This window comes from Haladaptatus sp. HS23 (assembly GCF_056892285.1).
In genome coordinates this window covers 24229-50780 of sequence record NZ_JBXGLH010000024.1, presented here as the reverse complement: position 1 = coordinate 50780, position 26552 = coordinate 24229, and the positions used below count along the sequence as shown (strand labels likewise).

Here is a 26552-nt window from a genome sequence, read left to right as displayed (position 1 = left end):
CGACGGAAATATCGTCAAGATGGTCCATTAGAACACTCAACGTTATCCGGGCAGAAATTTCTAACGGCTACTATAGTATAGAGAACGAACCACCCTACCTACCGTGAACATCGGCGACCACTTGCCGTGCATACTCGTAAAGTTTTGTCAAATACGCATCACGAACTCTGCACAGGTCGTTGCACTCGATTGAGTCATCCAGATATTATTTAACAATTGATACGGTATGGAATCGTATGAACAGTCGCGGTCGGAAGTGGGCTCCCAGTCGAACGGAAGCTCTTCGGATAGTAACCCTGGTTTGGACCGTCGCACTCGGTGCTTGGTTTGCGTATGATTACTCGGTTAATAAAGGCCAATCTGAAGCTGTCATCGCCCTGTATGGCGTTGCCCTCTTTTTGACAGCGATTATCTGCGTCCCGCTGCTCATACAGCGATACAAAAGGTGAAACAAACACCGCGTGTAGAGTTCGGATGTACCACCCAGAACCTCAAACGGCCGTAAGACAGCGATTTCACTACTCTCAAGCGATTAAACACAGACCAGTAGGTCGTTTTTGTCACTGGTGTCTTCGAATAGAACCTTTCGTTGCAGAATTCAGGCAGTGAGTAACTAAACTACTGGAAAGAGGTGTTCGAATACATCAATGGTCGATGAAAATTCCACGGAAGACGACACAAACAGTCCTCCGTTTCGGCAATCGCGGCGAACCCTCGTCCGGCTCCTCGGTTCAGCAGTCGCAATGGGGGCGGTTTCCGGGTCGGTTACTGGAAGCGGTGAGAGCCGCGATACCGAATGCACGGATGATGGTCACGGGGACGGAAGAAAGCTCGCCTTCGATTGGAGCGGTCTCGCGCTCACCGACGACGAGTTCCGTCTCGAATCGATGCAGTACACACCAACCGTCGATGGCGAGAAAAAACGGCTGTTCGCCGTCGAGGGATTTGAGGCGACCGTGGGGAACGATATGGTCACCGACATGGATGTCGATTCCATCGACATTCACGAGGATCTCGGGAGGGTCATCGTCGAATTCGTCGACTGTCTCGCTAATGGTGACGTTCCGCACGGGTTCGATACCGCTCCGAACGAGGTCTATGAGTATCTCGACCGATCCGATACCCAGTACTTCGAAGACCTCCGGACGGTCATGGAAACGGACGGTGTTACAGACACGTTCGAACGTGCCGTTCAAAACGACGGCGGTTCGGGTGGCTACGCCGGTGGATTCGTACTGATATTGGTTCTGTTCATTCTACTCGTCATTATCGGCGCGGGCTTCGGCCTTGGAACCGGGCACCCCTCCGAAATCTGAACCTCGCACTCGCGGCCTCCCGCTGCGACTGGGAGTAGACGTGCGGTCCGCTGATTTGGCCGTCGGCGTCTCACCGCTGATAGCTCACCGCGATTCCTTCACCGAGCGGGACGACCGATGTTTCGAAGTCCGGGTCGTCGCGCACCGCTAACAGATACTCCGCGATGCCCCGCGTTCCGTCGTCCATCTCCGGGTCTTCGCCCTCGATGGCGGCCAGAATCGCATCGAAGTCCTGTGCCCCGCTGACCATCGCGTTGTCGGCGATGACGACGCCGCCAGGTGCGACTTTCTCCCGAATCGCGTCCCACGCTTCCGGGTAGCCGTCCTTGTTGTGGTCGATGAGCACCACGTCGAAGGGGCCGTCGTGGCGTTCGACGATTTCGCTCGCGTCGCCGTTCTCGAAGACGGCGCGGTCCGCGAACCCGCCGCGTTCGAGGTAGTCGCGTGCTTCGCGGAGTTCGTCGGCATCGAACTCCGTAAGGACGATTTCCCCGTTCTCGGAAAGTGCTTCGGCGAACCAGTAAGCGGAGTAGCCGAATCCGGACCCGAACTCGAAAATCCGCTCGGCGTCCACCGCGTACGCCAGTATCCTGAGGAACTGCCCCACGTCGCGTCCGACCGTCGGGAAGTTCTCACCGCGCTCCTCCATCTCACGTAGCGTCTCGTCGGGTTCGGCGATGGCGGCGCGCAGGAAGCGTTTCGTCTCGTCCGGGAGGATGTCCGTCATGCGTTCGAGTACGCCCGGTGGGAAGTTAACCCTCGTGGGTGCCCCGAATTTATCCACGACGCGATTGCCGTCCGTCAGTTCGACGGGCGACCCTCGACCCGACATCCCTCGGCGACGGCACACGGGAAGATGTCGGCTTCGATACCGGTCTCATCGACGTACGCCGTCCGAACTGCCTCCGCGAAGGATTCGACGGCATCCGCTCGGACGAGGCTCGCGACGCATCCGCCGAATCCAGCGCCGGTCATTCGCGACCCGAGTTCTGCGTCCACCGCTTCGGCCGTTTCGACCACGAAATCCAACTCCTCGCAACTGACCTCGTACAGGTCGCGGAGGCTTCGATGGGTCGTTCCCATCAACTCCCCGACGCGCCGCATGTCGCCCGTCTCCATGGCCGTCGCGGCCTCTCGCACTCGCTCGTTTTCGTAGACGACGTGTTCACAGCGCTTTCGCACCGTCTCCGGGAGCGTCCCTTTCACCTTCTCGAACTCGGCCACTGACACGTCCCGAAGTGAGGTCACGTCCTCGGACAGCGCTTCGTCGAGCAGTTCGACGGCTTCTCGACACTGCGAGACGCGCTCGTTGTACGCCGAATCGACCAACTCGTGTTCGACGTTCGTGTTCGTCACGACGACCCGAACGTCGTCGTCCAAGCGATAGCGGTCGTACTCCCGCGTCCGGCAGTCGAGAAACAGTGCCCGGTTTCGCTCCCCGAGCGCAACGACGAACTGGTCCATGATGCCGCACTCGACGCCGACGAACTCCCGTTCGGCCCGCCAACAGCGGTCCGCGAGTTCCGCAGCGGTCTTTTCGAGGTCCCACATCTCGTTCAGCGCGGTTGCGACAGCCAGTTCGAGCGACGCCGACGAGGAGAGGCCGCCCCCCATCGGAACGTCGCCTCTAATTACCATGTCGAAACCACGTGGGTTCGAAGCGTCTTCGGCCAGCAGTCGCGCGACGCCCTCGACGTAGTCGGCCCACGACCCCTCGGTCGTCGAATCGAGCGAAAACGTCCGCGTCTCGCCGACGTTCGTCGAATAGACTCGGACGGTGCGGTCGGAAGGGTCGAAAGAATCGGGTGAGTCGGCCTGCGGACGGACGGCGACCCCGGTTCGGCGGTCGATTGCGACGGGAAGGACGAAGCCGTCGTTGTAATCCGTGTGCCCGCCGAGGAGGTTCACCCGCCCGGGTGCCGACGCTCGGTAAATCTCGTCACCGTCGCTGCCGAAGCGCTCGGTCAGAACCGCCCCGAGGTCGGTCGATTCGCTCTCCGCCATCCGTCATCGCCCCCCGATGTGAGTCATATAGACATACGAAATTGATACGTGCATGCCCACCCGTTCGGGACCGACGGTGTTAAATTCCGACCGTCGCCGGGCGGTCAGTAGTCGCCGTCGAACGGGTCGTCTTCGGTCGGGTCGTTGTCGGTCGGACGCTCTCCAGTCGTGCCATCAGTCGGGGCGCTTACGATGGGACCGGATTCCGACGAAGAGCGTCGCACGTCGATGAAGAACTCGACCGTCGCCACCGTCAGCGCGAGTGCGACGGGTGCCGAAGCGACCGCGCCAACGACGACGCCGAGGACGCCGAGGTTGATGAACAGCGTCCCGACGATGGACCCCACGAACACGAAGACGAGGTAGCCGAAACCGAACGAGGCGTACGTCGTATCGGTGTTCGACTCGCCCGTGGCGAGTTTGTTGCTCCGCCGAAGGGCCTCGCCGAGCGAACAGTCGTCCACGACGACGAGGAACGGCGCGCCGTAGAACAGATAGCTGAGGACCAACAGCACGGGCAGCGCGACGAAGAGAAGCGGGGGAAACACCACTCCCACCCCGAACGACAGCAGAAGGACGACCCACACTAACACCGTGTACCCGAACAGGGGAACGAAGTACTCCTTCGCGTTGCGTGCGAAGTCGTAATCCCCGGTTTCGATGGCATCGCGGACGCTCCCGAGATAGCCCGCCGAGAGGACGCTCTCGACGATGACGGTCACGGGTGCGAGGTACAGCAGCGGTGAGACGTGGACGCCCGACGCCTCGTTCGGGACGCTCACGAACGTCCAGAAGGTCGGTATCGCGGTCGGAAAGCGGAACGTCGCCCCGAAGTGATAGCCGGAAATCGTCGTCGCCTTTCGGACGTTGTCGAAATGGAGGAACGTCGAGAAGAACGGGACGAGCGCGAGCGGAAGTAACGTTCCGAGGCGGTCGAACCCGTCTCCGAGGTAGTCGGTGAAGCTCACGATGGGACACCGCCGCGTCGACGAACGGGTTCGTTTTGGAGTGGAGGACGCATACGTGATAGGTGCTCGCACCGAAGATAACTGTTTGCAACCCGCCACGTTCGCCGTTTTTCGGACGAGCGGGCACCCGTTCGTCGTTCGTCCGACCGCCACTCACCCGTCCATCTCCGAGACGAAGTGCGTGACTTCCGGCGGTTCGTCGCCGACGTGGAACGACGTGGCCCGCTTCTGTATCTCGCGGTCGGCCACCGACACGCGCTCGTGTTCCCGGAGGTGAGCCATCCACGTCCCCGTGACGTACACTTCGAAGTAGCGGTCCGGCGTCTCCGTATCCCGAAACACGTTCCAGTACCGTGCGCCGTTCCTTCGTCGCACCCCCTCTAACTCCCGCATGACGTCCAAAAAGTCGGCCGCCGTCGTCGGGTCGATTCGGTACTCGACGCTGACGAGCACCGGACCGGCGTCGGGTGTCGGTTCGAACTCGGTACGGGGGTTGGACCAGTCCGCGGAGGGTCGCAAATCGAGGTCGTCGGTTTCGGGGAACCGCCACCGAACCCCCCCGACGAGGCCGACTAGCAACCCGATACCGGCGACGACGAACGTCATCGGCGTGCCGAGGTGGTCGGCGACGACGCCCCACCCGAGGCTGCTGATGGCCATCCCGCCGAGGAAAAAGAGCATGTACACCGACAGCGTCCGTGCACGAACCCACTCCGGGGAGAGCGTCTGCACCGCGGTGTTCAGGCTCGACAGGACCGAAATCCACGCGAGGCCGCCGAGCGCGACGGCGACGAGTGCGACGGCGACGACGTGAACGACCCCTAGGACCACCAGCGTGAGGCCGAACAGCGCCGACGCGCCGATAACGACCTGATTCGTCGTGAACCGCTTTCGAGCACGTTCGAGAACGGTGATTCCGGCCGCCGAGCCGAGGCCCGTAACGCCGAGGACGATTCCGTAGCCGCCGGCACCGAGACCGAGTTGGTTGCGGACGAGCAAGGGCAACAGCGCCCAAACAGCGCTGGCGAAGGCGATGAAAATCACCGTCCGTATCAGCACTGAGCGCAGGTCGGGGTCGTTCCGAACGAACCGAACGCCGCGATATATCGACTCCGACAGACGTTCGGGCGGCAGTTCTGATACCGACGGTTCTCTTTCCCAGCGATAAACGACGATGAGAACCGCGACGAACGAAACCGCGTTGAGAAAGAACACCGTCGCCGTACCGGTCGCGGCGAGGATGAGGCCGCCGACCGCCGGGCCGACCGCACGGGCGATGTTGAACCCCACGGCACCCAACGAAATCGCCGCCGGGAGTTGCTTCCGAGGTACCAACTCCGGTTGAATCGCCTGCCACGTCGGGTTCAGGAACGCGGTGCCGACTCCGAGCGAGAACGTGAGCAACAACAGCACCCACGGCGTCGTCGCGCCGACCGCGGTCAGTCCGCTCAGTATTACGGCGGTGACTAACATCCACGCCTGAACCGCGATTAGCAGCCAACGCCTGTCGACGATGTCGCCGATGGCACCCGCGGGAAGCGAGACGATGACGACCGGGAGCGTCGTGGCCGTCTGTACTAACGCGACGAGCAGGGCGGAGGTGGTGAGCGAGGTCATCAGCCACGCCGCGCCGACGTTCTGCATCCACGTCCCGACGTTCGACACGAGTGCCGCCGTCCACATCGCCCGGAAGACGGGTTCTCGAAGCGGTTGCCAGACGGTGATGGATTCCTCTCCGTCAGTCATGCAGGCCCCCTCCGAGACGGTATCGCCCTTGAATTCGACCTATCCACTCTCACCGCTCCCCCGACAGCAACTGTTCCCATTCCCCGACAGCGAACACTGTCGACGTGTGAAGACGCTCGGAGCGGTCAAAGCTCTGTTCCGTCGAAAACGGCGCGCGACCTATCGCCGACGCCCCTGTCTCCCTCTCGTGAGAACGACGAACACCACGACGAGCAGTATCCACACCGCGACCATTTTCACGCCCTCTCGTCCGGTTTCGACCGGTTCGGACGACTTTCCCACTCTCTCGGTCGATTCGAGCGCCATGCCATCGTGAAACCACGAGGACGAGAATAAAACTGGTGGGCCGTCGTCGTCCGCGCCGGTCCTGTCACCAATCGTTATGGTTCGTGATGACGTGGTGGGAGTATGGGTGGGAGCGAGGACGACCTGATAGAGACGTCCCTCGAGGAAGAGGACCTCTACGACGTGACGACGTGGGAGGAACGCACGCTAACCGACCGAGCGGCGGTGGTCATCTACCGCGGCCTCACGGGTAACTGGCGACGGGTGTTCGTCGCGCTCGCGGTGTTGCTGTTCGTCGCCCAACTCGCCGCGACGGGGTTCATCCTCTTTCTGCAACCGGCATTAGGCGTGTTGACCTTTCTGTCGGTCATTCCGGCGTTCGTCCTCGCCGCTATCATCTGGTACGGCGACGACGTCCAGCGCGAACCGCTCGCGCCGTTGGCGATAACGTTCCTCTTGGGCGTGCTGTTCGCCGGGTTCGCGGCCCTTCTAAACACGACCTTACAGCCAGTCTTCCAACTGATTCCCGTCGTTGGAACCATCGCCTTCTTCTACGTCGTCGTCGGGCCGGTGGAGGAGACGTCGAAATGGCTCGCCTCCAGACTGTACGCCTATCGGACGCCGTACCTCGGCGCGGCCATCGACGGCGCGGTGTTCGGCGCGTTCGCCGGACTCGGCTTCGCGACCATCGAGAACTTCACGTATATCACGAACGCACTGTTCACCGCGGGACGCCTCCCGATGTCGAGGCTCGCCAGCATCGCCATCAGCACCGCCGCACAACGGTCGTTCGTCGGGCCGGGCCACGTCATCTACGCCTCGTTCGCGGGCTACTATCTCGGATTGGCGAAAGGGAATCCCGAAAACCGCGGCCCCATCGTGGTGAAGGGCCTGCTCATCGCCGTCCTCATTCACGCCACCTACGACGCCCTGGTGACGTATCTGCCGTTTTCCGGAGTGACGTTCATCGCGTTCGTCGTCGTGTACGACGGCTTCTTCCTCTTTCTCCTCTACCGGAAGATAGCGGCCTATCGGCACAAGTACGAGCAAGCGACGGAGCAACCCGAACGAACCCCGTCGTAACCGGGACCGACGGATGCATTCGGACTCACAATCGGGAGACGGGAACGGACTCGCGGGAACTATCTTCCCCGTCTCGAACTGGCTCCCGCGATACGACCGGTCGTGGCTCCGCGCCGATGCCCTCGCGGGTATCACGATTGGCGCGGCGGTCCTCCCCGAAGGGATGGCCTACGCGTCGTTGGCCGGATTGCCGCCCGAGACCGGCCTGTACGCCAGCCTGCTCGCACTCCTCGTCTACGTGTTCGTCGGCTCCTCCCGACAGGTCGTGTACGGCCCCACCTCCGCGCTCGCCGTGTTGGTCGCAACGGGTGTCGGGTCCGTTGCCATCGGTGGGTCTCCGGCGGACTACGCGGCCCTCGTCGCGATGACGACGATATTCGTCGGACTCGTCTCGATCGTCGCGTGGCTGTTCCGACTCGGCTTCGTCGTGAACTTCATCTCCGAGTCGGTCCTGACCGGCTTTTCCGCGGGCGCGGCGCTGTACATCACCGCCACGCAACTCGACAAACTGTTCGGGATTCCGCGGGCGAGCGGCACCTTCTTCGAACGTCTCGGCTTCGTCGTGACCCATCTCGATGCGACGAACCTCCCGACGCTTGCCGTCGGTGTCGGCGCGCTCGTCCTCCTCGTCCTCGGCGAACGCTACGCGAGACGCCTTCCGATGGCCCTCATCGTCGTCCTCCTCGCTACCGGACTGCTCGCCGTGACGGACCTCCAGCGTCGGGGGGTCGAAATCGTCGGACGGATTCCGAGCGGGCTACCGCCGCTTTCGATACCGACACCGCCGACCGGCACCCTCTCCGACCTCGTCCCCGTCGCGTTCGCGCTCTTCCTGCTTTCCTACGTCGAGGGGATGAGCGCCGTCGAGACGTTCGCTCGTCGACACGACGACGCCGTAGACGCGAATCAGGAACTCCTCGCCGACGGCCTCACGAACGTCGCGGCGGGACTCGGCCACGGCTTCGTCGTCGGCGGGAGCATGTCCAGAAGCGCCCTCAACGACGAAATCGGCGGCAAGACGCAACTCGCGAGCGGCGTCGCCGCGGCCGTCCTCGCGCTCGTGCTCGTCTTCCTGACCGACCTGTTCACGACGCTCCCCGAGACGGTGTTGGCGGCGGTGGTCATCGTCGCCGTCGCGGGGTTGGTCGACGTATCCGAACTCCGCCGCATCTACCGCATCGACAAATTGGAGTTCGGGACGGCGGCGTCCGCGTTTTTCGGCGTCCTCTTCTTCGGCATGTTGGATGGCGTTTTCATCGGCGTGTTCGTCTCGCTCCTCGTCGTCGTGGGGCGAGCGACGTACCCGAACACGGCGACGTTAGGTCGCGTGCCGGACTCCGACGAATTCAGCAACCTATCGCGCCACCCCGAAAACGAGCGCGTTCCCGGCGTCCTCGTCTACCGCGTCGACGCCGAGTTGTTCTTCGCCAACGCGCCGACCATCCGGGCCGGAATCATGGACGCGGTGAACGGCCGCGATTCTCCCGTCTCCCTCGTGGTCTTCGATATGCGTTCTTCGCCGACCATCGACCTGACCGCCGCGGACATGCTCGCATCGCTGGCCGAGGACCTCGACGAACGCGACATCGACTTCCGGTTGGCCGAGGCCGACGGCGCGGTTCGGGACGTTCTCGCTGCCACCGGCGCGGGAGTGTTCGACGACATGCCGCTCAACGAACGCGTCGTGACCGTCATCGAGGAGTGGGAGCGAAATCACTGACCGTCAGCCGTCGCGATTGCACCCCATAACTATTCCCCTCCCCGGCGTAGGTCGGTGTCACGACTGGGATGCCATGAAACTCGGAACCGAGGCGGGACCCGACGCGGCGGAACTCGGATGGTGGCTGTTCGCCACCGCCTTGGCCCTCGTCCTCCTCACGTCGCTCGACAGTTATCTCGGCTGGTCGGTGTTCGGCGTCTTTCTCTACTACGTCGCTCGTCCCATCGCCAGACGACTCCAACACCGCGGGGTACCGGCGGGTGTGGCGGCGGCGGTCACGCTGACTGTCATCGTTCTCCCGTTCATCGCCCTTCTCGGTGCCATCGCAGTTATCGCGTTCGGACAACTCTCGACGGTTCGCATCGCCGACGTCGAACGCCTCGTCCGAACCCTGTTTCCGGGGTTCGATTTTCGAGCGATTCCGACGACGCCCGAGAGACTGTCCGACTCGGCCATGGAACTGCTTCGAAATCCGTCCATCCGCTCGTTTCTCTTCAGGATTCGGGGCTTCGTCGGGACGTTCGCGACCCAATCGTACAACCTGTTCCTCACGCTCATCTTCGTCTTCTTCCTCGTCCGGGACGAGGGAAAAATCACGGACTGGTTCCGCCGGACCGTCGCGGACGAAGACACGCGGACCGGCGAGTACCTGCGTGCGGTGGACCGCGGCTTGAACTCCGTCTTCTTCGGCTACACGCTCACCATCTTCGTCATCATCGTCCTCTCCGCGGTCATCTACAACCTGCTGAACCTCGTTGCCCCGCCGGGCATGGCGATTCCCCAAACCATGCTCGTGGCGATAGCGACGGGACTCGCCACCATCGTCCCGCTCGTCGGTCGGTCCGTCGTCTACTTCGTGGTGGTCCTCTTCCTCGCCATCGTCGCGCTCGAAACCGACCCGATTCGACTCTGGTTTCCCCTCCTGTTCCTCGCCGTCATGGAACTCGCGTTCGACAACGTTGTCCGGACGTACATTCGGCCGTCCCTCTCGGGTCGGCTGTTTCCCACCAGCCTCATAATGTTCGCGTATCTCCTCGGCCCGCCCGTGTTCGGGTGGTACGGCATCTTCCTCGGCCCGTTCGTCATGGTCGTCACGGTGCAGTTCCTCTGGGTCGTCTTTCCACGACTGCTCGGTCGGAAATCGGTCGAAACGAGTGGCTCCGACACGGACGATGGAAACGACTCGAAAACGACCTGAGTCGTCTCCTCTCCTCGAGGAGAGAATCCCTCTGAACGGCGGGCGTGAATCAGTCAACTACCGACAAACTACCCCTGACTATCGGCCGGAGGGATGACGGCTGGTTGGCACAGCCAGCGGTTCGCTTGTTCGATCGTACCGAGGGTCGGTTCGCCCCGCGAGAACAGGTTGGTAACCGCGAACCCTCATATCCCAACACTGGAAACCCCGGCGTGAACGCCGGGGAGGATATCATTTGCTTATCTCGTTCTCCCCGACGACGAGCGCGTTCGTGAGGAGGTTCGTGTAGGCACGTCGGAGTCGTTCGGACAACGCTTGATGAGAGATACCGAGGTCGGCGGCGAGGTCGGTCCCCGAAATCCCACGCGGGATTTCGTAGTAGCCCTTCTCCAACGCCGCGATGAGCGTCTCGTACTGCTCCTCGGTGAGTCCGTACTGTCCCCGACGGGGCGACTGGTCGAGGCGGTATATCTGTTCGATTTTGAGCGGAATGTCGTGTTCCTCGCAGTATTCGTACGTCGCCCCGAGCGCGTCGCGGGAGGGAAAGAGGATTCGAAGCTGCCACTCGTCGCCCGTTCCCGTGGCGTCGATTATCGTTCCCTCCTCCTCGACGAGGATGTGGATGACGAACCTCGTCTTCCCCACCCACGTCATGCGAAACAACCACTCGTCGTCCAAATCGACGAGGAGTTCCACTTCGCCGGTGGTCGGGTCGTCTTCGAGTGCCGCTTGGAGGGCGTCGAACTGCTCCGCTTCGGCCGTCGCCCAAACGTAGGGCATCACTCGGTCGGCCTCGGGTGCGACGACGCGCTCGACTTCGAAGGAAACCCCCGGAACCCGTTCGGTTGTCGCCTCGAGTGCGAACTCCGAGGACGGAAGTCGCACGACGGCGATAGTACTCATCGGACGGACCTAGGGGCTTCGCATGGATTAGTCTGCTGGCGAACGGTTTGATTTCCGGACTGCTGGAATATTCAGCCGGTACGCTCTTTATCCCCCGGCCGAGTGTGCTGGACGATGGCTTCCACGGAGGATTTGTCAGTAATCGAAAAAACACGCGAAATGGCGCTGACGGGCGTCACCGTTGTCGTTCCCCTCCTCATTACGTTGTACGTCGTGGTCGTCTTGCTCAAGTTCGTTCGAAACATGCTGCTGCCGCTCCTCTCGTACGTTCCGGTCGATTCGGTGTTCGTTCTCGGTGGCATCGCCATCGGGAGTGTTCTCCTGTCGATTCTGGCCGTCGGGTTCCTCGCCCACTCCCCGTTCGGGGAACGGGCTATCGACAACTTCGATTACGCGATCAGCCAGATTCCCGGACTCGGAGCCGTCTACCGGAGTTTCCGACGGATGGGCGATGCGATGGTCGAGAGCGACGAGGACCACTTCCGGGACGTCAAACTGCTCGAATTCCCGACCGACGACACCTACACGTTCGCGTTCGTGACGGCGGAGACCCCCGAGGAAATCACCGACGCGACCGGCCAAACGGACATGACGACCGTGTTCCTGCCGATGGCCCCCAACCCCGTCATGGGTGGCTTCGTCGTCAACGTGCCCACCGACGACCTCGTCGACATCGACATCCCGCTCGAAGTGGCGTTCCGCGCCATCGTCACCAGCGGCGTCGGCCTCGACGAGATGGACTCCGACACCGGCGGCCTCAGCGAAGACCAACTCCGAAAGCTGACCGGGCAAGACGTCGTCCGCTAGGATTGAACCCTTTCTACCGTTCCGTTACCGCGCTAACGACGCGAGTCCCCCCGCGAGCGCCCGCGTCGCCGACGCACAGTCCTCCCACTCGGTCCACTCGGCGGGATTGTGCGAAATCCCGTTGCGGGACGGCGCGAACAGCATCGCGGCGTCCGTGACCTCCGCGACGTACATCGTGTCGTGGGCCGCCCCCGAATGCAGGTCCAGCGTTTCGATACCCGCGTTCTCGCCCGCCTCGTGTACCGCCCGTCGACAGCGCTCGCTCATTTCGGTCGGTTCGAGGTCGAACCCCCGCGAGAGCGTCGTCTCGACGCCCCGTTCCGTTTCGAGCCGCGAAAGCGATTCCTCGGCCCGCGAGACGAGTTCGTTCATCGATTCGTAGCGCACGTCGCGGATATCGACGCCCATCTCGACGGTCCCGGGGACGACGTTCGTCGCGTTCGGTTGCACGTCGAGTTTGCCGACGGTCCCGACCGTCGTATCGCCGATTTCGGTGGCCCCTCGCTCCACGTCCCCGACGAACTCACTCGCAGCGGCTAACGCGTCGGTCCGCTCGTCCATCGGCGTCGCGCCCGCGTGGTTCGCCTCGCCGCGAACGGTCACGTCGCAGTGGGTAATCCCCGTAATCGTCGTGACGACGCCGACCGAAGCACCCGCCCGTTCGAGGCGTCGGCTCTGTTCGACGTGCAGTTCGAGCCACGAATCCCACTCGCTCGCGTCGAGTCGCCCCTCCCCGCGGAATCCCATGGATTCGAGGGCGTCCGCCAGCGTCGTCCGCCCGTCCGTCAGCGCGAGCGCGTCCTCGACCGACCGTTCGCCGACCGCGACGGAGGAGCCGAGAAGGCCGCTGGCGAACCGTTGCCCTTCCTCCTCAGTGAACGAGACGACATCGACCGGGCGCGCCGGTTCCACACCCGCGTCTTGCATCGCCCGAACCGCCTCCAGTGCGGAATACACGCCGAGCGGGCCGTCGAAGATGCCCCCCTCGGGAACCGAATCGAGGTGGCTCCCGGCGGCGACCGCGGCGGCATCCGGGTCGGCGCTGTCCGGCGTCCACCGCCCGGCGATGTTCCCGACCGCGTCCACCCGAACGTCCAATCCGGCGTCCTCTAATCGCTCGACGAAATACTCCCGCGCCCGTCGGTTGGCCTCCGTTCCCACGAGGACGGTTCGTCCGTGTCCATCGCCGTCGAGCGCGCCGAACTCCCCGGTTGCTTCGATATCGGCTTGCAGTCGGTCCCGGTCTACTTCCATGGCTGCGGTGTCGGCGACGGGAGGCAAGAAGGTGGGGGTGGTCGGCGTAGTCTGCCGGAACCGAGACGTCCCGTTACGTTAGGACGTGTCCGCCATTCGAGCCGTGAAATCCCAACTGTGGAGGCGCTCCGGTTCGATTCGAACGGTCACCTCGGTTCGCCCGTCGGACAGGAGTTCACGCGCGAGTCGGGAATCGGTCCCACCGAGATACCGACCCAACAACTCCCTGAGGCGGTTCTTCTCGGGGTCCTGCTCCACGCTCGCGGTGCCGTTTCCGCGCACCCCCCTGTACGGGGGGTCGTTCGTGGAAACCTCGAACGCGACGGTCGAGTCGTTTCGGAGTAGCCCCACGATATCGGCGTTTGCGCCGGTGGCACAGCACAGGGAATCGTCCTCGAAGAGGTACCACAACGATACCATCCAGAGGCGTCCCGACGGCGTGTTGCACGCCAGTCGAAGCGGAACCGCCGTTCGGTCGAAGAACTCGACGACCTCGGATTTCGACCACGCGCCGGAGAGTTCGGTCATGAAAACGCACCACGAACGTCATCGCTCCCGAAGACCGAATACGCTTCGTCGGGCGTGACCACGTTCGGACGTCGCGGCGGTGAGTGTAATCCCGCGACGGGGTTATTTTTCCTCTCGCCGCCGTTCGTGGCATGGAGTAGGGTTTAGACTGTCGGGATGCTAACGAATCCTATGGCAGCACGCCACTCGGCGACGGGGTCCGACGAGGGGCCGAGCGATGCGGTGACGCTGACCGATGTCCGAAAAACGTACTTTCTCGGCGAACCGGTCCACGCGCTCGATGGGGTGGACCTGTCGATTCCGCGGGGGTCGTACACGGCGGTGATGGGGCCGAGCGGGTCGGGGAAAAGCACCCTGCTCAACCTCATCGGTTGTCTCGACACGCCCACCGAGGGGACGACTCACATCAACGGACGAGACGTCACCGACCTGTCGGATTCGGAACGGACGACCGTCCGCGGGGAGGAAATCGGGTTCGTCTTCCAGACGTTCAACCTGATGCCCCGACTCACGGCCCGCGAGAACGTCGCGCTCCCACTCGTGTTTCAGGGTATCTCGCGCACCGAGCGACGGGAACGCGCCGACGACCTGCTCTATCGCGTCGGCCTCCGTGGACGGGAGGACCACCGACCCAACGAACTGTCCGGGGGGCAACGACAGCGCGTGGCGATTGCCCGTGCGCTGGCGAACGACCCCGCCATCATTCTCGCCGACGAACCGACCGGGAACCTCGACAGCGAGACGGGCCAGCAAATAATGGCGCTGTTCGAGGAACTCAACGACGATGGTAACACCGTGCTGATGGTGACCCACGAACGTCACATCGCGGAACACGCCGAACGCGTCGTTCACATCCTCGACGGCACCGTCGAACGCGTCGAGGAGATCGACTCACAGCGGCGGGTCGAAGGACGGCGATAGCGGGGAGAATCGTGGAGTTCAGCGAGACGCTTCGGATGAGCATCCGGGAGATTCGGAGCCACCGCGTTCGCTCCTCGCTCTCGGCGGTTGGCGTCGTCATTGGCGTCGCCGCCGTCATCACGCTCGTCACGCTCGGGACGAGCCTCCGCGTCGACATTCTACAGGAGTTCACCGGCGGCCACGCCCCGAACGTGTACGTCTGGGCGGGTCCCCCCGATGGACGACCCGGAACCGGCGCGCAACCGGTGTTCACCGCACACGACATCGCCCGTCTCCGCGGTATCGACGGCGTAGCGGCCGTCGTCCCCCGCGGCGTATTGCCCGTTATCGCGCTCACCCACGGCGGGCAGACGGTGAGCCAGAACGGAGTGGTCGCCACGACGTCCGCCCAGTTCAGAACCCGAGAGTTCGCCCGCGGCGAGTCGTTCGAACAGGGAAAACGCGAAGTCGTCCTGAACCCGGCGGCGGCACGCCTGTTCGACGACGAACTTTCGGTTGGCGACCGAATCGGTATTCGGACGGCCGACGGAACCACCGTACGCGCCCGCGTCTCCGGAATCCTCGCCCGGTCGAGCGGAAACGGTCAGTTCGACAGCGGCGGGTCGCTTCCGCAGGTGTACGTCCCGACGCGCCCGTTCTACGGTTCGACCGTCGAGAGTCCGACGCAGGGTACCGCCCAGCGCGTCTATCCGCTGGTTACGGTCGTCGCCGAAAACCACGAGGCGATTCCGGCGAGCAAACGGGCGGTGAAATCCTACCTCGGTTCGAACTCCGACGCGGCGCGACTCACGCCCGACGAGTACGCCATCCGGGTCCGAACCGACCAGGACCTCGTGAACCGGGTCGAAGACGTACTCACGACGCTGACGACGTTCATCACGAGCATCGCGGTCATCTCGCTCGTCGTCGCGGCCATCGGCATCGCCAACATCATGCTGGTGAGCGTGACCGAACGGACCCGTGAAATCGGCATCATGAAAGCCGTCGGCGCACAGAGTACCGACGTCCTCCAGTTGTTCCTCACGCAGGCGATACTTCTCGGTATCATCGGTTCCGTCTTCGGCGTCGCGCTCGGTGCCCTCGCCGGGTACGCCGCCACCCGGTACGTCGGCCTTCCGCTCGTCTTCGCGTACGAGGTGGTCCCCGTCGCCATCGGCGTCGGCCTCCTCGTCGGCGTGGTAACGGGCCTCTATCCGGCGTGGAACGCGGCGAGAGTGGACCCCATCGACGCCCTTCGCTACGAGTGAATTCCGAGCGCATTGGGCATCGACCTCGGGGCGGAACTAGTCGAAGAACTGACCGATGTGGGTACCTGAGAGGTCGTCGAGCCACGGATGGACGTTCGGTCGTAACGATGTTCAGATTCGGTGATTGACGCCCGGAAACGCTCGTTTTCGACCGATGATTTCTCAGCAGGGTTAAGGTCCTGACCGTCTCCAATTCGACCATGCGAGCCTACCGGGCCAAAGTCGTCGAACCGATTCACCTCCCCGACCGCGACGAGCGCGAACGAAACATCGAAGAAGCCGGCTACAACGTCTTCAATCTCGACTCCGAGGACGTATTCATCGACCTGCTGACCGACAGCGGGACGGGCACGATGAGCGACGAGCAGTGGGCCGCCATGATGCGCGGCGACGAAGCCTACGCGGGCAGTGACAGTTTCAAACGCCTGCAGGAGAGCGTCTCGGAGGTAATGGGCTTCGAAAAGGTCGTTCCCGCCCACCAGGGCCGCGGCGCGGAGAACGTCCTTTACGGCGTCCTCGTCTCCGAGGGCGACTACGTTCCGAACAACACGCACTTCGACACGACGCGAGCGCACGTCGTCAACAACGGCGGGAAACCCGTCGATTGCCCCATCGACGTCGCGCCGGACGACCCGTTCCAAGGCAACCTCGACCCCGACAAAGTCCGCGAACTGGCCGAGGAGGTCGGTGCCGAAAACATCCCCGCGCTCGTCGTCACCATCACGAACAACTCGATGGCGGGACAGCCCGTGAGCGTCCAGAACCTCCGCGAGGCGCGCGAGGTGGCCGACGAAATCGACGCCACGTTCGTCATCGACGCCTGTCGGTTCGCCGAGAACGCTTACTTCGTCCAACAGCGCGAAGCCGAGTTCGAGGGCGAGAGCGTCGCCGACATCGCCCGCGAGGAGCTTTCGTACGCGGACGCCATCGTCATGAGCGGGAAGAAGGACGCGCTCGCCAACATCGGCGGGTTCGTCGGCGTGCGCGACGGCGAACTGTTCGAACACGCGAAACAGCGCGGCATCCTCTACGAGGGCTTTTCGACCTACGGCGGCCTCGCCGGACGCGACTTGGAGGCCATGGCCGTCGGCCTCCGCGAGGCGGTCACGCAACCGTACATCGAATCCCGCGTCGAGCAGGTGGCTGAACTGGGCGACCTCCTCCTCGACGCGGGCGTTCCGATTTACGCGCCGACCGGCGGCCACGCGGTGTACGTGAAAGCCGAGGAGTACCTGCCGAACATCCCGCGCGAGCAGTTCCCCGGACAGGTTCTCGCGGGCGAACTCTACCGCGAGGGCGGCGTTCGCGCCGTCGAACTCGGCGAGTTCGCGTTCCCGGGCGAGGACCGCCCGCAACTCGTTCGGCTCTGTCTCCCCCGTCGAACCTACTTCCGCGAACACCTGGAACACATCGCGGAGACGTTCGAGACGGTCGGCGAACGGCGCGACGAACTCTCCGGCCTCGAAATCGTCTGGGAACCGCCGATGGAGGAACTGCGCCACTTCAGCGCGAAACTGGAACCCGTCGAGTAACGAGGAGACGACAGTTTTCGGGTGATTTCGACCCGCTCGTATCGACGGCTCTCACGAGACCTACGGAGTGCTATACGCTCTCCCGGGCTACTTTCTAGCAAGGTATTTTACCTCGGTGACGAACTTTCAGGTAGCGAACCAGCAATCACCCCGACAGATGAGCACGAACGCCACACCGATTACGGTCCTGTTTACCGTCGATTCGCTCCGAGCGGACGCACTGCCCGACGACGGCGCGATTGCCGACCTCGAAGCGAGGGGAACCACCTTCGAGAACGCCTTCGCGCACGGCAACTGGACGCCGTTTTCCTTCCCGTCGATTCTCGGCGGGGGACACGTCTTCACCGATTCGCGTGACATCGGTCTGCCCGACCGTTCGACCCTCGCCGAAACGCTCCGCGATGCCGGAATCACGACGGCGGGGTTCAACGGCGCGAACGGGTTTCTGACCGACCACTGGGGGTACGACCGCGGCTTCGAGACGTTTAAGACGTTCACGTCGAGCACGAACGACGCGTTCTACAGCAAGTATCTCACCGCCCATCCGACCGTCCAAGCGTGGTTGCAGGTCGCGGCATCGCCGTTTCGCCGCCTCCTCGGCCACGACGGCGGGGCGAAGAACGTCTCCCGGATGCAGGACGTGGAGGAACACGCCATCGACTTCATCGAACGCGCCGAACCGCCCTTCTTCCTGTGGGTCCACTACATGGACGTTCACACGCCCTACGTTCCCGCACCGAAGTTCGTCCGCGAGGAGACGGGGGTCAACGTCGGCTCGCTGAAGATGCTCCGAGCGCACGCCCAAGCGGGCCTCGGAAAGGAAGTCGGCGGCGAGACGCTCGACAACCTCCGGTCGCTCTACCGCGCCGCGATTCGGCAGGTGGACGAGAGCGTCGGCCGCGTCGTCTCGGCGCTGTCCGACAGGGGACTTCGGGACGACGCCTGTCTCGTCTTTGCGGGCGACCACGGCGAGGAGTTCATGGAACACGGCCACCTCGCCCACTACCCGAAACTCTACGAGGAGTTGGTGCGCGTCCCCCTCTCCGTCTCCCATCCCGATGGCGAGTCGAAAACCGTCGAGCGGGCCGTCGGTCTCGACGCGATTCCGCCGACCGTTTGCGACGCGATGGGCATCGAACACGATTTCGACGGCGAGAGTCTCCTCGATGGAACTTCCGACCCTTCGCCCGCCCCCCCAGTTACGTCCGTCGCGGTTCGCGGACCGACCGTGACCTACCAACCGATTCCGCGCCGGTTGGACGACGGGGAACTCCTCGTCAGCGCTAGAACGCGCGAGTGGTCGTACATCTACTACACCGAATCAGGGAACCGGGAACTGTACGACCGAACCGCCGACCCGACGGAAACCGAAAATCTGCTGGACGACGCTGCCGACAGCGACATCGACGTTCCGGACTATCTCCACGAGGCCGTGGAGGGACGAATCGACGCGATGGCCGCCGCGGATGTGGAAACCGGCGAGGACGGCGAAAAAGCGCCGCCGTCCGCGGTCACCGACCGGTTGAAAGCGTTGGGCTATCAGTAACCGCCCTCCTTCACCCCGAATACAATTTTAGGCGATGCCGTCGAACTGACTCCGGGGGACTGACAGTGCAATCCATTTCCAGTGACGAACACACGCGTTCGAACGGGGGCGGAAACTGATGGCGCAGGTACTCGTGCTCTACGGTTCGACCGAAGGACAGGCCGCGACGGTGGCGGAACGAATCGCCGACGTGCTCGAAACGGCGGGCCACGAACCCGCCGTCGTTCACATCAAACATCGACCGGAGCCGTTCGATTTGATGGACTACGACGCCGTCATCGTCGGTGCGTCGATTCACATGGGCAAACACCAGAAGTACGTGCGAAAGTACGTCAAAGCGCACGCCGACGAGTTGAATCGGATTCCGTCGGCCTTCTTCTCGGTGAGCCTCGCCGCCGCCGACGATTCCGAGGAGGGGTGGGAGGGTGCCCGCGAGTACGTCGCCGAGTTCCTCGCCGAAACCGGGTGGAACCCGGATACGACGGCCGTCGTCCCCGGCGCGCTCAAATACAGCCAGTACGGGACGCTCAAGCGGTTCGTGATGAAACAGATAGCGAAGCGGACGAGCGGCGATACGGACACCGCCCGCGATTACGAGTACACCAACTGGAACGAAGTCGAGGGGTTCACGTCCGATTTCGCGGAGTCGTTGACGTGACTACTCGGCGAGCGACGCCAACACTCGGTCGAATCGGGCTTTCACGTCCGCTGCGATGTCGTCCAGTTCCTCACCTTCAACGACCGAGAGCATCGTTTCGGGGTCCACCATGCTGACGACGACGCCGTCGTCGGTTTCGTAGACGACGACGTTGCAGGGCAGGAGGACGCCGAGGTCCGTTTCGGCGTCGAGGCCCTGCTTCGCGAGCGGCGGGTTACAGGCACCGAGAATCCGGTAGTTCGGGTAGTCCTCGATATCGAGCTTTTTCGCGAACGCCTCGCTCACGTCGATGTCCGAGAGGATTCCGAACCCCTCGTCGGCGAGCGCCTCGGTCGTTCGCTCCACGACAGCATCGAAGTCGCCGTCTACGCGCCGTTTGTCGTAGTAAGTCATCGCCGTACCCTACGGAGTCGAGGCTGATAGTAGTTGAGGTTATTTCGTACAATCGTGGCCGGTCGAATTCTCACCTCTTACGGCCAGTTCGGCTTCCTCTCGTGCAACCTCCGCCCTCTGTATTGAGCTCACCGCACAATACAAACCGCTTCGAACCGTACTATGTACATGAACGATTCCGAGAAGGCTTGCGAATTAGAGGAGGGACCGAACTGTGACTCCTCGCCGGTTTCGGACTACGTGTGGCTTCTGAAGCGCGTCGGTCACAAACTTCGGACCCTCGTGACCCGTTGAAACCGGGAATCAGTCCGCGTGAGCGGTCGTCTCTCCTTGTTCGCCGCTCGATTCGAAGTAGGTGACGTACACCTGTGCGGCGAAGACGACGGTGAAAACGACGTCGAGTACCGTCGTGTAGGTGTGGGGCACCGAGCCTCCAGTCGCGTTGTGTTTCGGAATCAATCCCCCGGCCAGCCACGCGTAGTGAGTGACGATGCCCGCGAACGTCGCCACGGCGAAGATGGAGACGAACAGCACCGCCGCCAACCGCTTGCCGTAGTATTTCCGGTACATGTCCACGATGTGCGGGACGATGAGGTCGGCGTAGATGAACGACATGACGCCGCCGAACGGGATGCCCGCGTTCCACAGCACGAGCGCGAAGGGGACGTTCGCCACCGAGCAGACGAACGTGATGACGCCGACCATCACGCCGATGGCCGACCCGAGGACGACCCACCCGACGGTTCCCTTCGGGACGAGCGTGAACAGTTGTGCCCACCACGATTTCGGGACGAACGCCGCGAGGAGCGACGCCACGATGAACCCGACGATGAGGTCGTCCCACAACATCTCCCACTCGCCGATGGCGTTGCGGAAGGCGTTTTTCCACCCGGAGACCGTGAGGAGTTTGTCCGCCCACGTCGCGTCCTCCTGCTGGTTGACGAACGTCTCCTTGCAGGACTGCGAGCAGAAGTATTCCGTTCCGCTTTCGGTTTCCACGCTGAGCGTGCCGTCGTCGCTCGGGTCGACTTCCATGCCGCAGACCGGGTCGCGGACCGTGCCGCTCTCTTCGTCGCCCGACCGGACGTGGTCGCGGGCGGCCTCGAACCACGAGTCGGGGACGACGTACTTCGTAATCGCGGCGAGCAGCAAAATCATCAGGATACCGCCGAAAACGTCCGCGGCGACGAACTGCCAGCCCAACAGAATCCACATCACGAGTCCGATTTCGATGACGAGGTTCGTGCTGGCGAACTGGAACCCGGCGAACGAGGCTTCCGGCGACGCGCCCTTCTTGAACAGTGATTTCGTCGTCGCCACGGCCCCGAACGAGCAACTGGACGAGAGGAACCCGAAGAAACTCCCGATGCCTATTTCCCGCAGTCCGCGTCCGCCGAGCAGGTTCGTCATCCGCTCCTCGCTCACGAACGCCTGTACCGCCCCCGAAATCGTGAACCCGAGGACCAACGCCCACCACGTCTTCCACGTCATCTCGCCGAAGAACGTGGCCGCGTCGGTCAGACTCCCTACGATGTCCATACCGGCTAGTACGGGAACGATACTTTCTACGGTTGCGGCTAACAGGGTAAACCCGATGACTCGAACGTCGAACGAACTATCTCGCGGAAACAGCGCCTGAGACGCCGAAACAGTCCGCAATCCTCGCATCCGAACACACGTTTTCGCGCATCGAGATGGGTTCCCCTCAGAATCTCAAAAACAGCGTCGAGAAGCTTAACTTTCTGGGGAATTTACCCGCTCATACCGTAGAATGTTGCTTCGAGAGGATCACTGGCGGACTTCCGCGCACATGTTCGCCATCAACCACTGATTGTCCGTGTCCTCCGTGTTTCGAATCTCTACCCACCCGTCGTCACAGAACAGCATTTCACACTCGCCGTCGGACGCCGGTGCATCCGACGACACGCCTTCGTCTTCGACCGACATCTCAAATACCTCCGCAGGTAGCGTGTCGGTCGGTCTGAACCTCGCTCGCTCGGACGGAATCGTGAATTCGAACCATGGGCTTCCTCGGTTAGTCAGGCGACCGTTTCTCACTTTGTTATGCGGCGCGATACCTGTGATAAACGGTGCCTACCGCCGAGAAGGGGGTGGCTTCCCCGGTGTGACCGGAGAGAAATCGTTCGGCTCCTCAGTTCGTTCCTGTGACGATGTCCGCGACGCGCTGGCGGTCGAACAGTTCGTCGTCGCTCGTTACGTCGCCGAACGTGTCGGGATACAGCTGTTTCGCCCCGCGTTCGGTCAGGAAGAGGTTGTGAATCGGCCCCTGATAGAGGTAGCCGCCGCGGTAGACGCGTCCGTTCTGAACTGCCGTTAACTCGCTCGCAACCGGGTGGGATCGCATGAACTCGAGGACGGTGTTCCGGAACTCCGTCGCTGACTGGCGCTCGTGTGCGCGTAGCATGAAAACGTCGGGGTCGATTTCGAGCATCGTCTCGTAGTCGATTCGGCCGCGGTCGGTGGTGCTGATGCCGTCGATGCCGGTGCTCGCGAGCGCGTCGCTGACGCCGAGGTCACGCCACTGCTTCTTGCTGGTTCCCTTGTCGCTGAGCCGATACGGCGAGAACTTCACCGGTTCGTTGCTCCCCTCGTAGACGAGCAACACGTTCGGGCGCTCGTCGGCCGGGGGGAGTTTGCTCTGTATCTCGGCGATGAACTCGTCATGCAGCTTTTCGAACGCCTCGTATCGTTCCCGTTCCTGAAAGAGCTGTGCGACCTTTTCGAACGCCTCGTAGAGCGTGTAGTACCGGTGGTCGTGCCACTCGTCTTCCCGGCGGAAGATGAGGTTCCCCACGAACGGGCCGACGTTTTTCGTTATCTCCTCGACGTCCTTCTCGCTCCAGTCGAACCAGTTGACGAGCATCCCCGGGTCCATGATGTGGACGTCGCTGTCGAGTTCGTAGAACAGCTCTTTCCCCATCCCGGCTTCGCCGATATCGTTGTTTTCGAGCTTCTGCCGGTCCACGCTCACACCGGGCAACTCGTCGTAAAATCCCGTATAGTAGCGGTCCGCGCCGCCGATTCCAGTCATCCCGTCCGCTTTGCCGAGCGCGACGCCCATGTCGGCATAGCCGCCGCCGTAGGCGACCCACTTTCCGGGAACCGACTCGAACGTGACTTTCCCGGCCGGTGCCATCGAAACCGAGTAGGACTCGTCCTCGGTATTCGTGGGTCCATCGGACGAACTCGTCGTGTCCGTCGTCGTTGTCGTCGACGTCGTTTTCGACTCCGAATCTCCCGCACATCCGGCGAGCAGACTCCCGCCGAGTATGGCGCCGCCGTATTTGACGTAGTCCCTACGCGTCTGGCCCGAATCTGTCGTGAACTCTCTCGACATATGTTTTAGGCTCGCCTAAAGTTATAAAACGCTTTCGAATTTTTAGGCCTGCCTAAAATCGTGCGTATTTAATACGGCGACCCACAGCGAGGGCACATCGGCGGCCCGATATCCGGAATCGAAAGTCCGCAACTCGGGCATACGCCGTCCTCGTCCGGCGACGTTATCGCTTCGACTGCCTCGTCCGTCGTCGCTCGGAGTCCGTCGAGCGTTCCTTCCCCGTTACTCCCCTCAGATGATCGCTCGCGTCCATCGATCGAATCGAGCGCATCAAGCGCAAACCGCGCCCTGTCTCGGACGAACGCCGTCTCGTTCTCGCATCCCTCGTGCAACCGCGACGTCGTTTCCGGGGACAACGAACCGTCGCCATCGGAACGTGCGAGGAGACCGACTGCCTCGGCGGCCCGTCCCCGGACGTGGTCGTTTTCGTCGTCCAGTCGCGCCGCGAGTGCGTCGGCTTCCTCGGCGAGTGCCTCCGGCGCCACACACCCGATGGCAGCGAGCGCCGTACTGAGATAGTAGCGGACGAGTTCGTCGTCGTCGTCAAGATGCTCCGCGAGGTTCGGCACGCGGTGGTCGAGGCGGTTCGGGTCGCCCAGCGCGATGTCGGCGAGCGCCTTCGCCAACTTCTCTTTCACTTCCTGTTCGTCGAACGATAGCCCTATCTGTAACTCGGCGACGACGGCAGGTGATGCGACTTCGCCCGTGTGTTCGAGCGCGACGTTCCCCAACGCTTCGGCCGCGCGAGCGCGAACGAAGTAGAACTCGTCCGGGTCGGCGAGCCGGTCGGTCAGCATGGGCAGTACCGAAACGACGACGTCGGGGTCGTGTTCGGAAACGGCGACGAACAGCTTCGCCGTCTTCAATCTTACCGAACGCTCCTCGTCGGTGAAAAACGGCGACAGGGCTGGAATCAACGGCTCCAAGGCCCCCTCTTGCGCTTCGAACCGTCGAAGGGCTTCGAGGGCGGTTTTTCGTTCCTCCGTCGGTGCCGTCTCGAACTGCTCCAAACACGCGATTGCATCGTCGTATGCCCCCGCATCGAGGAGTTCCGCGAGTTGCTCGACCGGGGGTGGGTGTGCTGATTCGTCCATCGTTCGTGTCGTTGGTGCCAGCAATGCGTGGCGGCGGTAAAAACACAGGGTACGGTGAACCGACGTGGCCTCCCCGGCTATTCCAACATCGACACGCTCCGTTCGACCGCTTTCCGTTTCCCGATGAGTGTCACCAAATCCCCCTGCTGGACGACGAGCGTCGGTTTCGGGATGACGAACTCGCCGTTTCGCCTGACGAGGGCGATGACTGCATCGTCGTGGAGTTCTATGTCCTGAACCTGCTGTCCGGTCGCCGACGACGCTTCGACCATCACTTCGGCGATGTCGTTCTCGTCGCCGACCGCCGACAGCCAGTCGGAGAAGTTCGGACGGAGTATCAGATCGTCCATCGAGTCCACAGTCGCCGTCACCGGCGTCACCGGTTGCACCCCGAGGTCCTCGAACGCCTCCGCGTTCTCGGGTTTGTTCACCTGTGCGATGAGTCGCTGAGTCCCGAAATTCGTCCGCGCCGTCTGACAGGCGAGGATGTTCTGGTCGTCGTCGCTCGTCGCAGCGACGACCATCTTCGCCCGCTCGGCCCCCGCCGCTTCGAGGACGCTGGCGTTCGTTCCGTTACCGCGGACGACCGAGTACCCCGCCCGCCGTAGGTCGGTGATGGCCGCATCGTCGCGTTCGACGATGACGGGATTTTCGCCGCGCTCTTCGAGTCTGTCCGCCAGCAGCCGTCCGGTCCGACTGCCGCCGATGATGAGTACGGTCATGGGTATGATGTCGAGCACCTTCGCCGCCAGCGGTGCCCCGCCCGCCTCCACGATGACGGTCACGAGGATGACGAGGAACACCACGTGGACGACGCTCGTCGCGTTCGGGACCCCCGCGTTGGCGAGTTGGAGGGAAAACAGCGTCGCGGTGGAGGCCGGAATGATTCCGCGCGGGCCGACGGCGGCGATGAACATGCGTTCGTTTCGCGTGAACCGCGTCCCGGTCGTCGAGAGAAAGACCGAGAGCGGGCGAACGACGAGCATCGCCAGAATGACGATAGCGAGGCCGCCCAGCCCTAACGTGAGGAGGTGGTGTAAATCCAGCAACGAGGCGAGGATGATGTACACCACGCTCAACACTATCGACGTGATGTCGCCGCTGAACCCCGCGATTTCATCGTCGAAGGGGATGTCGATACTTCCCAAAATGAGTCCGGCGACCGCGACCGTTACGACGCCCGCTTCGGCCGCGAACGCGTCCGCGATGGCGAACGAAATCAACGCCGTGCCGATGACGGTGATTCGGGAGTTCTGCGGCGAGCGACTCAGGTATCGGAGAACGTATCCAGCGACCAGCGCCGTTATGATTCCGATGAGGACGCCGGTACCGATTCTCGTAACGAAGTCGAGGGCGACGTCAATCCTGACGCCCCTCCCGAAGGGGTCGATGCCCAACACCGCGACGCTGAAGATGACCGTCCCCAGCACGGACGCGGTCACGTCGTTGATGACGCCCTCCGACTCCAAGAGGGTCTTTACGCCCTCCCGTACCTCTATCTGGTCCAACACTGGCGTGATGACCGTCGGCCCCGTCGCCACGAGGAGCGCCGCGATGAGAAACGAGAGGTTCCACTGAATCGAGAGGAAGAAGTGAACCAGTCCCCCGAGTGCGAAGAACGTCAGGCCCGCGCCGACAGTCACCAGTTTCAGCGTCGATTTCGGCGTATCACGCATCTCCGACGCGGAGAGCGTGAAGGCCCCCTCGAAGATGATGATTGCGACCGCCAGTCCGACGAGGGTCGAAAGCGAATCGTCGAACAGCGCGGGGTCGATGAGACCGAATCCCTCCGGGCCGAACAGGAGGCCGAATCCCAACAGGAACACCACGTTCGGAATCCCGTACTTGTCGGCGAGAAGCTTCGACACGGCTCCGAGCGCGATTATCGACGCCGACACGAGGAGGAGATCTGAGGACATCTGTCGGGAGTTGAGTGATGAAAGGCTGGGCGAACCCACCCGAACCCTTGCCGTACATGAAAGTCACGCATC

The 26552-nt window shown here is 62.8% G+C and carries 25 protein-coding genes and 1 pseudogene; 12 read left to right on the top strand and 14 right to left on the bottom strand.

Annotated elements, in window-relative coordinates; genetic code table 11:
- Window positions 1-647 precede the first annotated feature (647 nt).
- Window positions 648-1316: a YjcZ family sporulation protein gene (locus AC1XDK_RS28900; protein WP_483353480.1), complete on the top strand. Its 669-nt coding sequence runs from the start codon at window positions 648-650 to the stop codon at window positions 1314-1316.
- Between the two features lie 70 nt (window positions 1317-1386).
- Here AC1XDK_RS28900 and AC1XDK_RS28895 read toward each other — a convergent pair whose 3' ends face one another.
- From AC1XDK_RS28895 to AC1XDK_RS28875, 5 genes are all read right to left on the bottom strand, one after another.
- Window positions 1387-2043, bottom strand: a complete 657-nt coding sequence (locus AC1XDK_RS28895) for an O-methyltransferase (protein ID WP_483353482.1) — start codon at window positions 2041-2043, stop codon at window positions 1387-1389.
- Between the two features lie 74 nt (window positions 2044-2117).
- Window positions 2118-3320, bottom strand: a complete 1203-nt coding sequence (gene galK, locus AC1XDK_RS28890) for a galactokinase (RefSeq protein ID WP_483353479.1) — start codon at window positions 3318-3320, stop codon at window positions 2118-2120.
- 104 nt (window positions 3321-3424) lie between these two features.
- Window positions 3425-4288 (bottom strand): hypothetical protein, encoded by an 864-nt coding sequence (locus tag AC1XDK_RS28885; protein ID WP_483353478.1) that lies wholly within the window; start codon window positions 4286-4288, stop codon window positions 3425-3427.
- Between the two features lie 153 nt (window positions 4289-4441).
- On the bottom strand, window positions 4442-6034 hold the full coding sequence (locus AC1XDK_RS28880) for an MFS transporter (RefSeq protein ID WP_483353477.1): 1593 nt from the start codon (window positions 6032-6034) through the stop codon (window positions 4442-4444).
- 159 nt (window positions 6035-6193) lie between these two features.
- Window positions 6194-6340 (bottom strand): hypothetical protein, encoded by a 147-nt coding sequence (locus AC1XDK_RS28875; protein WP_483353476.1) that lies wholly within the window; start codon window positions 6338-6340, stop codon window positions 6194-6196.
- A 102-nt stretch (window positions 6341-6442) separates the two neighbouring features.
- On the opposite strand from AC1XDK_RS28875, the gene AC1XDK_RS28870 reads away from it, so the two are divergent.
- The 4 genes and pseudogenes from AC1XDK_RS28870 to AC1XDK_RS28855 form a co-directional block, all read left to right on the top strand.
- Entirely contained in the window at window positions 6443-7402 is a 960-nt protein-coding gene (locus AC1XDK_RS28870; protein ID WP_483353475.1) for a PrsW family intramembrane metalloprotease, read from the top strand.
- Between the two features lie 13 nt (window positions 7403-7415).
- Window positions 7416-9122, top strand: a complete 1707-nt coding sequence (locus tag AC1XDK_RS28865; protein WP_483353474.1) for a SulP family inorganic anion transporter — start codon at window positions 7416-7418, stop codon at window positions 9120-9122.
- Window positions 9123-9195: 73 nt separating this feature from the next.
- Complete coding sequence (locus tag AC1XDK_RS28860) at window positions 9196-10320, top strand: AI-2E family transporter (protein WP_483353473.1); 1125 nt, start codon at window positions 9196-9198, stop codon at window positions 10318-10320.
- 83 nt (window positions 10321-10403) lie between these two features.
- Window positions 10404-10505: pseudogene (locus tag AC1XDK_RS28855) on the top strand (transposase); the annotation flags it as partial.
- A 46-nt stretch (window positions 10506-10551) separates the two neighbouring features.
- On the opposite strand, the gene AC1XDK_RS28850 reads toward AC1XDK_RS28855, so the two are convergent.
- Window positions 10552-11223 carry a helix-turn-helix domain-containing protein gene (locus AC1XDK_RS28850; protein ID WP_483353472.1) on the bottom strand — a complete coding sequence of 224 codons (672 nt, stop codon included), beginning with the start codon at window positions 11221-11223 and terminating at the stop codon, window positions 10552-10554.
- Between the two features lie 114 nt (window positions 11224-11337).
- Here AC1XDK_RS28850 and AC1XDK_RS28845 point away from each other — a divergent pair, with 114 nt between their 5' ends.
- The gene (locus tag AC1XDK_RS28845; protein WP_483353471.1) at window positions 11338-12030 is read left to right on the top strand and encodes a DUF502 domain-containing protein; all 693 of its coding nucleotides are present in this window, start codon (window positions 11338-11340) and stop codon (window positions 12028-12030) included.
- Window positions 12031-12054: 24 nt separating this feature from the next.
- Here the strand turns inward: AC1XDK_RS28845 and AC1XDK_RS28840 are convergent, their stop codons facing one another.
- On the bottom strand, window positions 12055-13284 hold the full coding sequence (locus AC1XDK_RS28840) for a M20 family metallo-hydrolase (protein WP_483353470.1): 1230 nt from the start codon (window positions 13282-13284) through the stop codon (window positions 12055-12057).
- 78 nt (window positions 13285-13362) lie between these two features.
- Window positions 13363-13812 (bottom strand): pyridoxamine 5'-phosphate oxidase family protein, encoded by a 450-nt coding sequence (locus tag AC1XDK_RS28835; protein ID WP_483353469.1) that lies wholly within the window; start codon window positions 13810-13812, stop codon window positions 13363-13365.
- A 171-nt stretch (window positions 13813-13983) separates the two neighbouring features.
- On the opposite strand from AC1XDK_RS28835, the gene AC1XDK_RS28830 reads away from it, so the two are divergent.
- The 5 genes from AC1XDK_RS28830 to hemG all read left to right on the top strand — a co-directional run bounded on the left by AC1XDK_RS28830 (window position 13984) and on the right by hemG (window position 19716).
- Window positions 13984-14733, top strand: coding sequence for an ABC transporter ATP-binding protein (locus AC1XDK_RS28830; RefSeq protein WP_483353468.1), 750 nt, complete (start codon window positions 13984-13986; stop codon window positions 14731-14733).
- 11 nt (window positions 14734-14744) lie between these two features.
- A complete protein-coding gene (locus AC1XDK_RS28825) occupies window positions 14745-15980 on the top strand; it encodes an ABC transporter permease (RefSeq protein ID WP_483353467.1) in 1236 nt (411 codons plus the stop codon).
- 200 nt (window positions 15981-16180) lie between these two features.
- Complete coding sequence (locus AC1XDK_RS28820) at window positions 16181-17512, top strand: tryptophanase (RefSeq protein ID WP_483353466.1); 1332 nt, start codon at window positions 16181-16183, stop codon at window positions 17510-17512.
- 157 nt (window positions 17513-17669) lie between these two features.
- Window positions 17670-19058, top strand: coding sequence for a sulfatase (locus tag AC1XDK_RS28815; RefSeq protein ID WP_483353465.1), 1389 nt, complete (start codon window positions 17670-17672; stop codon window positions 19056-19058).
- A gap of 118 nt (window positions 19059-19176) precedes the next feature.
- Entirely contained in the window at window positions 19177-19716 is a 540-nt protein-coding gene (gene hemG / locus AC1XDK_RS28810) for a menaquinone-dependent protoporphyrinogen IX dehydrogenase (RefSeq protein WP_483353464.1), read from the top strand.
- Here hemG and AC1XDK_RS28805 read toward each other — a convergent pair whose 3' ends face one another.
- Window positions 19717-20109 (bottom strand): DUF302 domain-containing protein, encoded by a 393-nt coding sequence (locus AC1XDK_RS28805; protein WP_483353463.1) that lies wholly within the window; start codon window positions 20107-20109, stop codon window positions 19717-19719.
- 168 nt (window positions 20110-20277) lie between these two features.
- Here AC1XDK_RS28805 and AC1XDK_RS28800 point away from each other — a divergent pair, with 168 nt between their 5' ends.
- Window positions 20278-20403 carry a hypothetical protein gene (locus AC1XDK_RS28800; RefSeq protein WP_483353462.1) on the top strand — a complete coding sequence of 42 codons (126 nt, stop codon included), beginning with the start codon at window positions 20278-20280 and terminating at the stop codon, window positions 20401-20403.
- 9 nt (window positions 20404-20412) lie between these two features.
- Here AC1XDK_RS28800 and AC1XDK_RS28795 read toward each other — a convergent pair whose 3' ends face one another.
- From AC1XDK_RS28795 to AC1XDK_RS28775, 5 genes are all read right to left on the bottom strand, one after another.
- Window positions 20413-21648: a permease gene (locus AC1XDK_RS28795; protein WP_483353461.1), complete on the bottom strand. Its 1236-nt coding sequence runs from the start codon at window positions 21646-21648 to the stop codon at window positions 20413-20415.
- Window positions 21649-21897: 249 nt separating this feature from the next.
- Entirely contained in the window at window positions 21898-22056 is a 159-nt protein-coding gene (locus tag AC1XDK_RS28790) for a hypothetical protein (protein WP_483353460.1), read from the bottom strand.
- A gap of 205 nt (window positions 22057-22261) precedes the next feature.
- Window positions 22262-23467 carry an ABC transporter substrate-binding protein gene (locus AC1XDK_RS28785; RefSeq protein WP_483353459.1) on the bottom strand — a complete coding sequence of 402 codons (1206 nt, stop codon included), beginning with the start codon at window positions 23465-23467 and terminating at the stop codon, window positions 22262-22264.
- Window positions 23468-23535: 68 nt separating this feature from the next.
- Entirely contained in the window at window positions 23536-24561 is a 1026-nt protein-coding gene (locus AC1XDK_RS28780; RefSeq protein WP_483353458.1) for a hypothetical protein, read from the bottom strand.
- 77 nt (window positions 24562-24638) lie between these two features.
- Window positions 24639-26480 carry a cation:proton antiporter domain-containing protein gene (locus AC1XDK_RS28775; protein WP_483353457.1) on the bottom strand — a complete coding sequence of 614 codons (1842 nt, stop codon included), beginning with the start codon at window positions 26478-26480 and terminating at the stop codon, window positions 24639-24641.
- Window positions 26481-26552 lie beyond the last annotated feature (72 nt).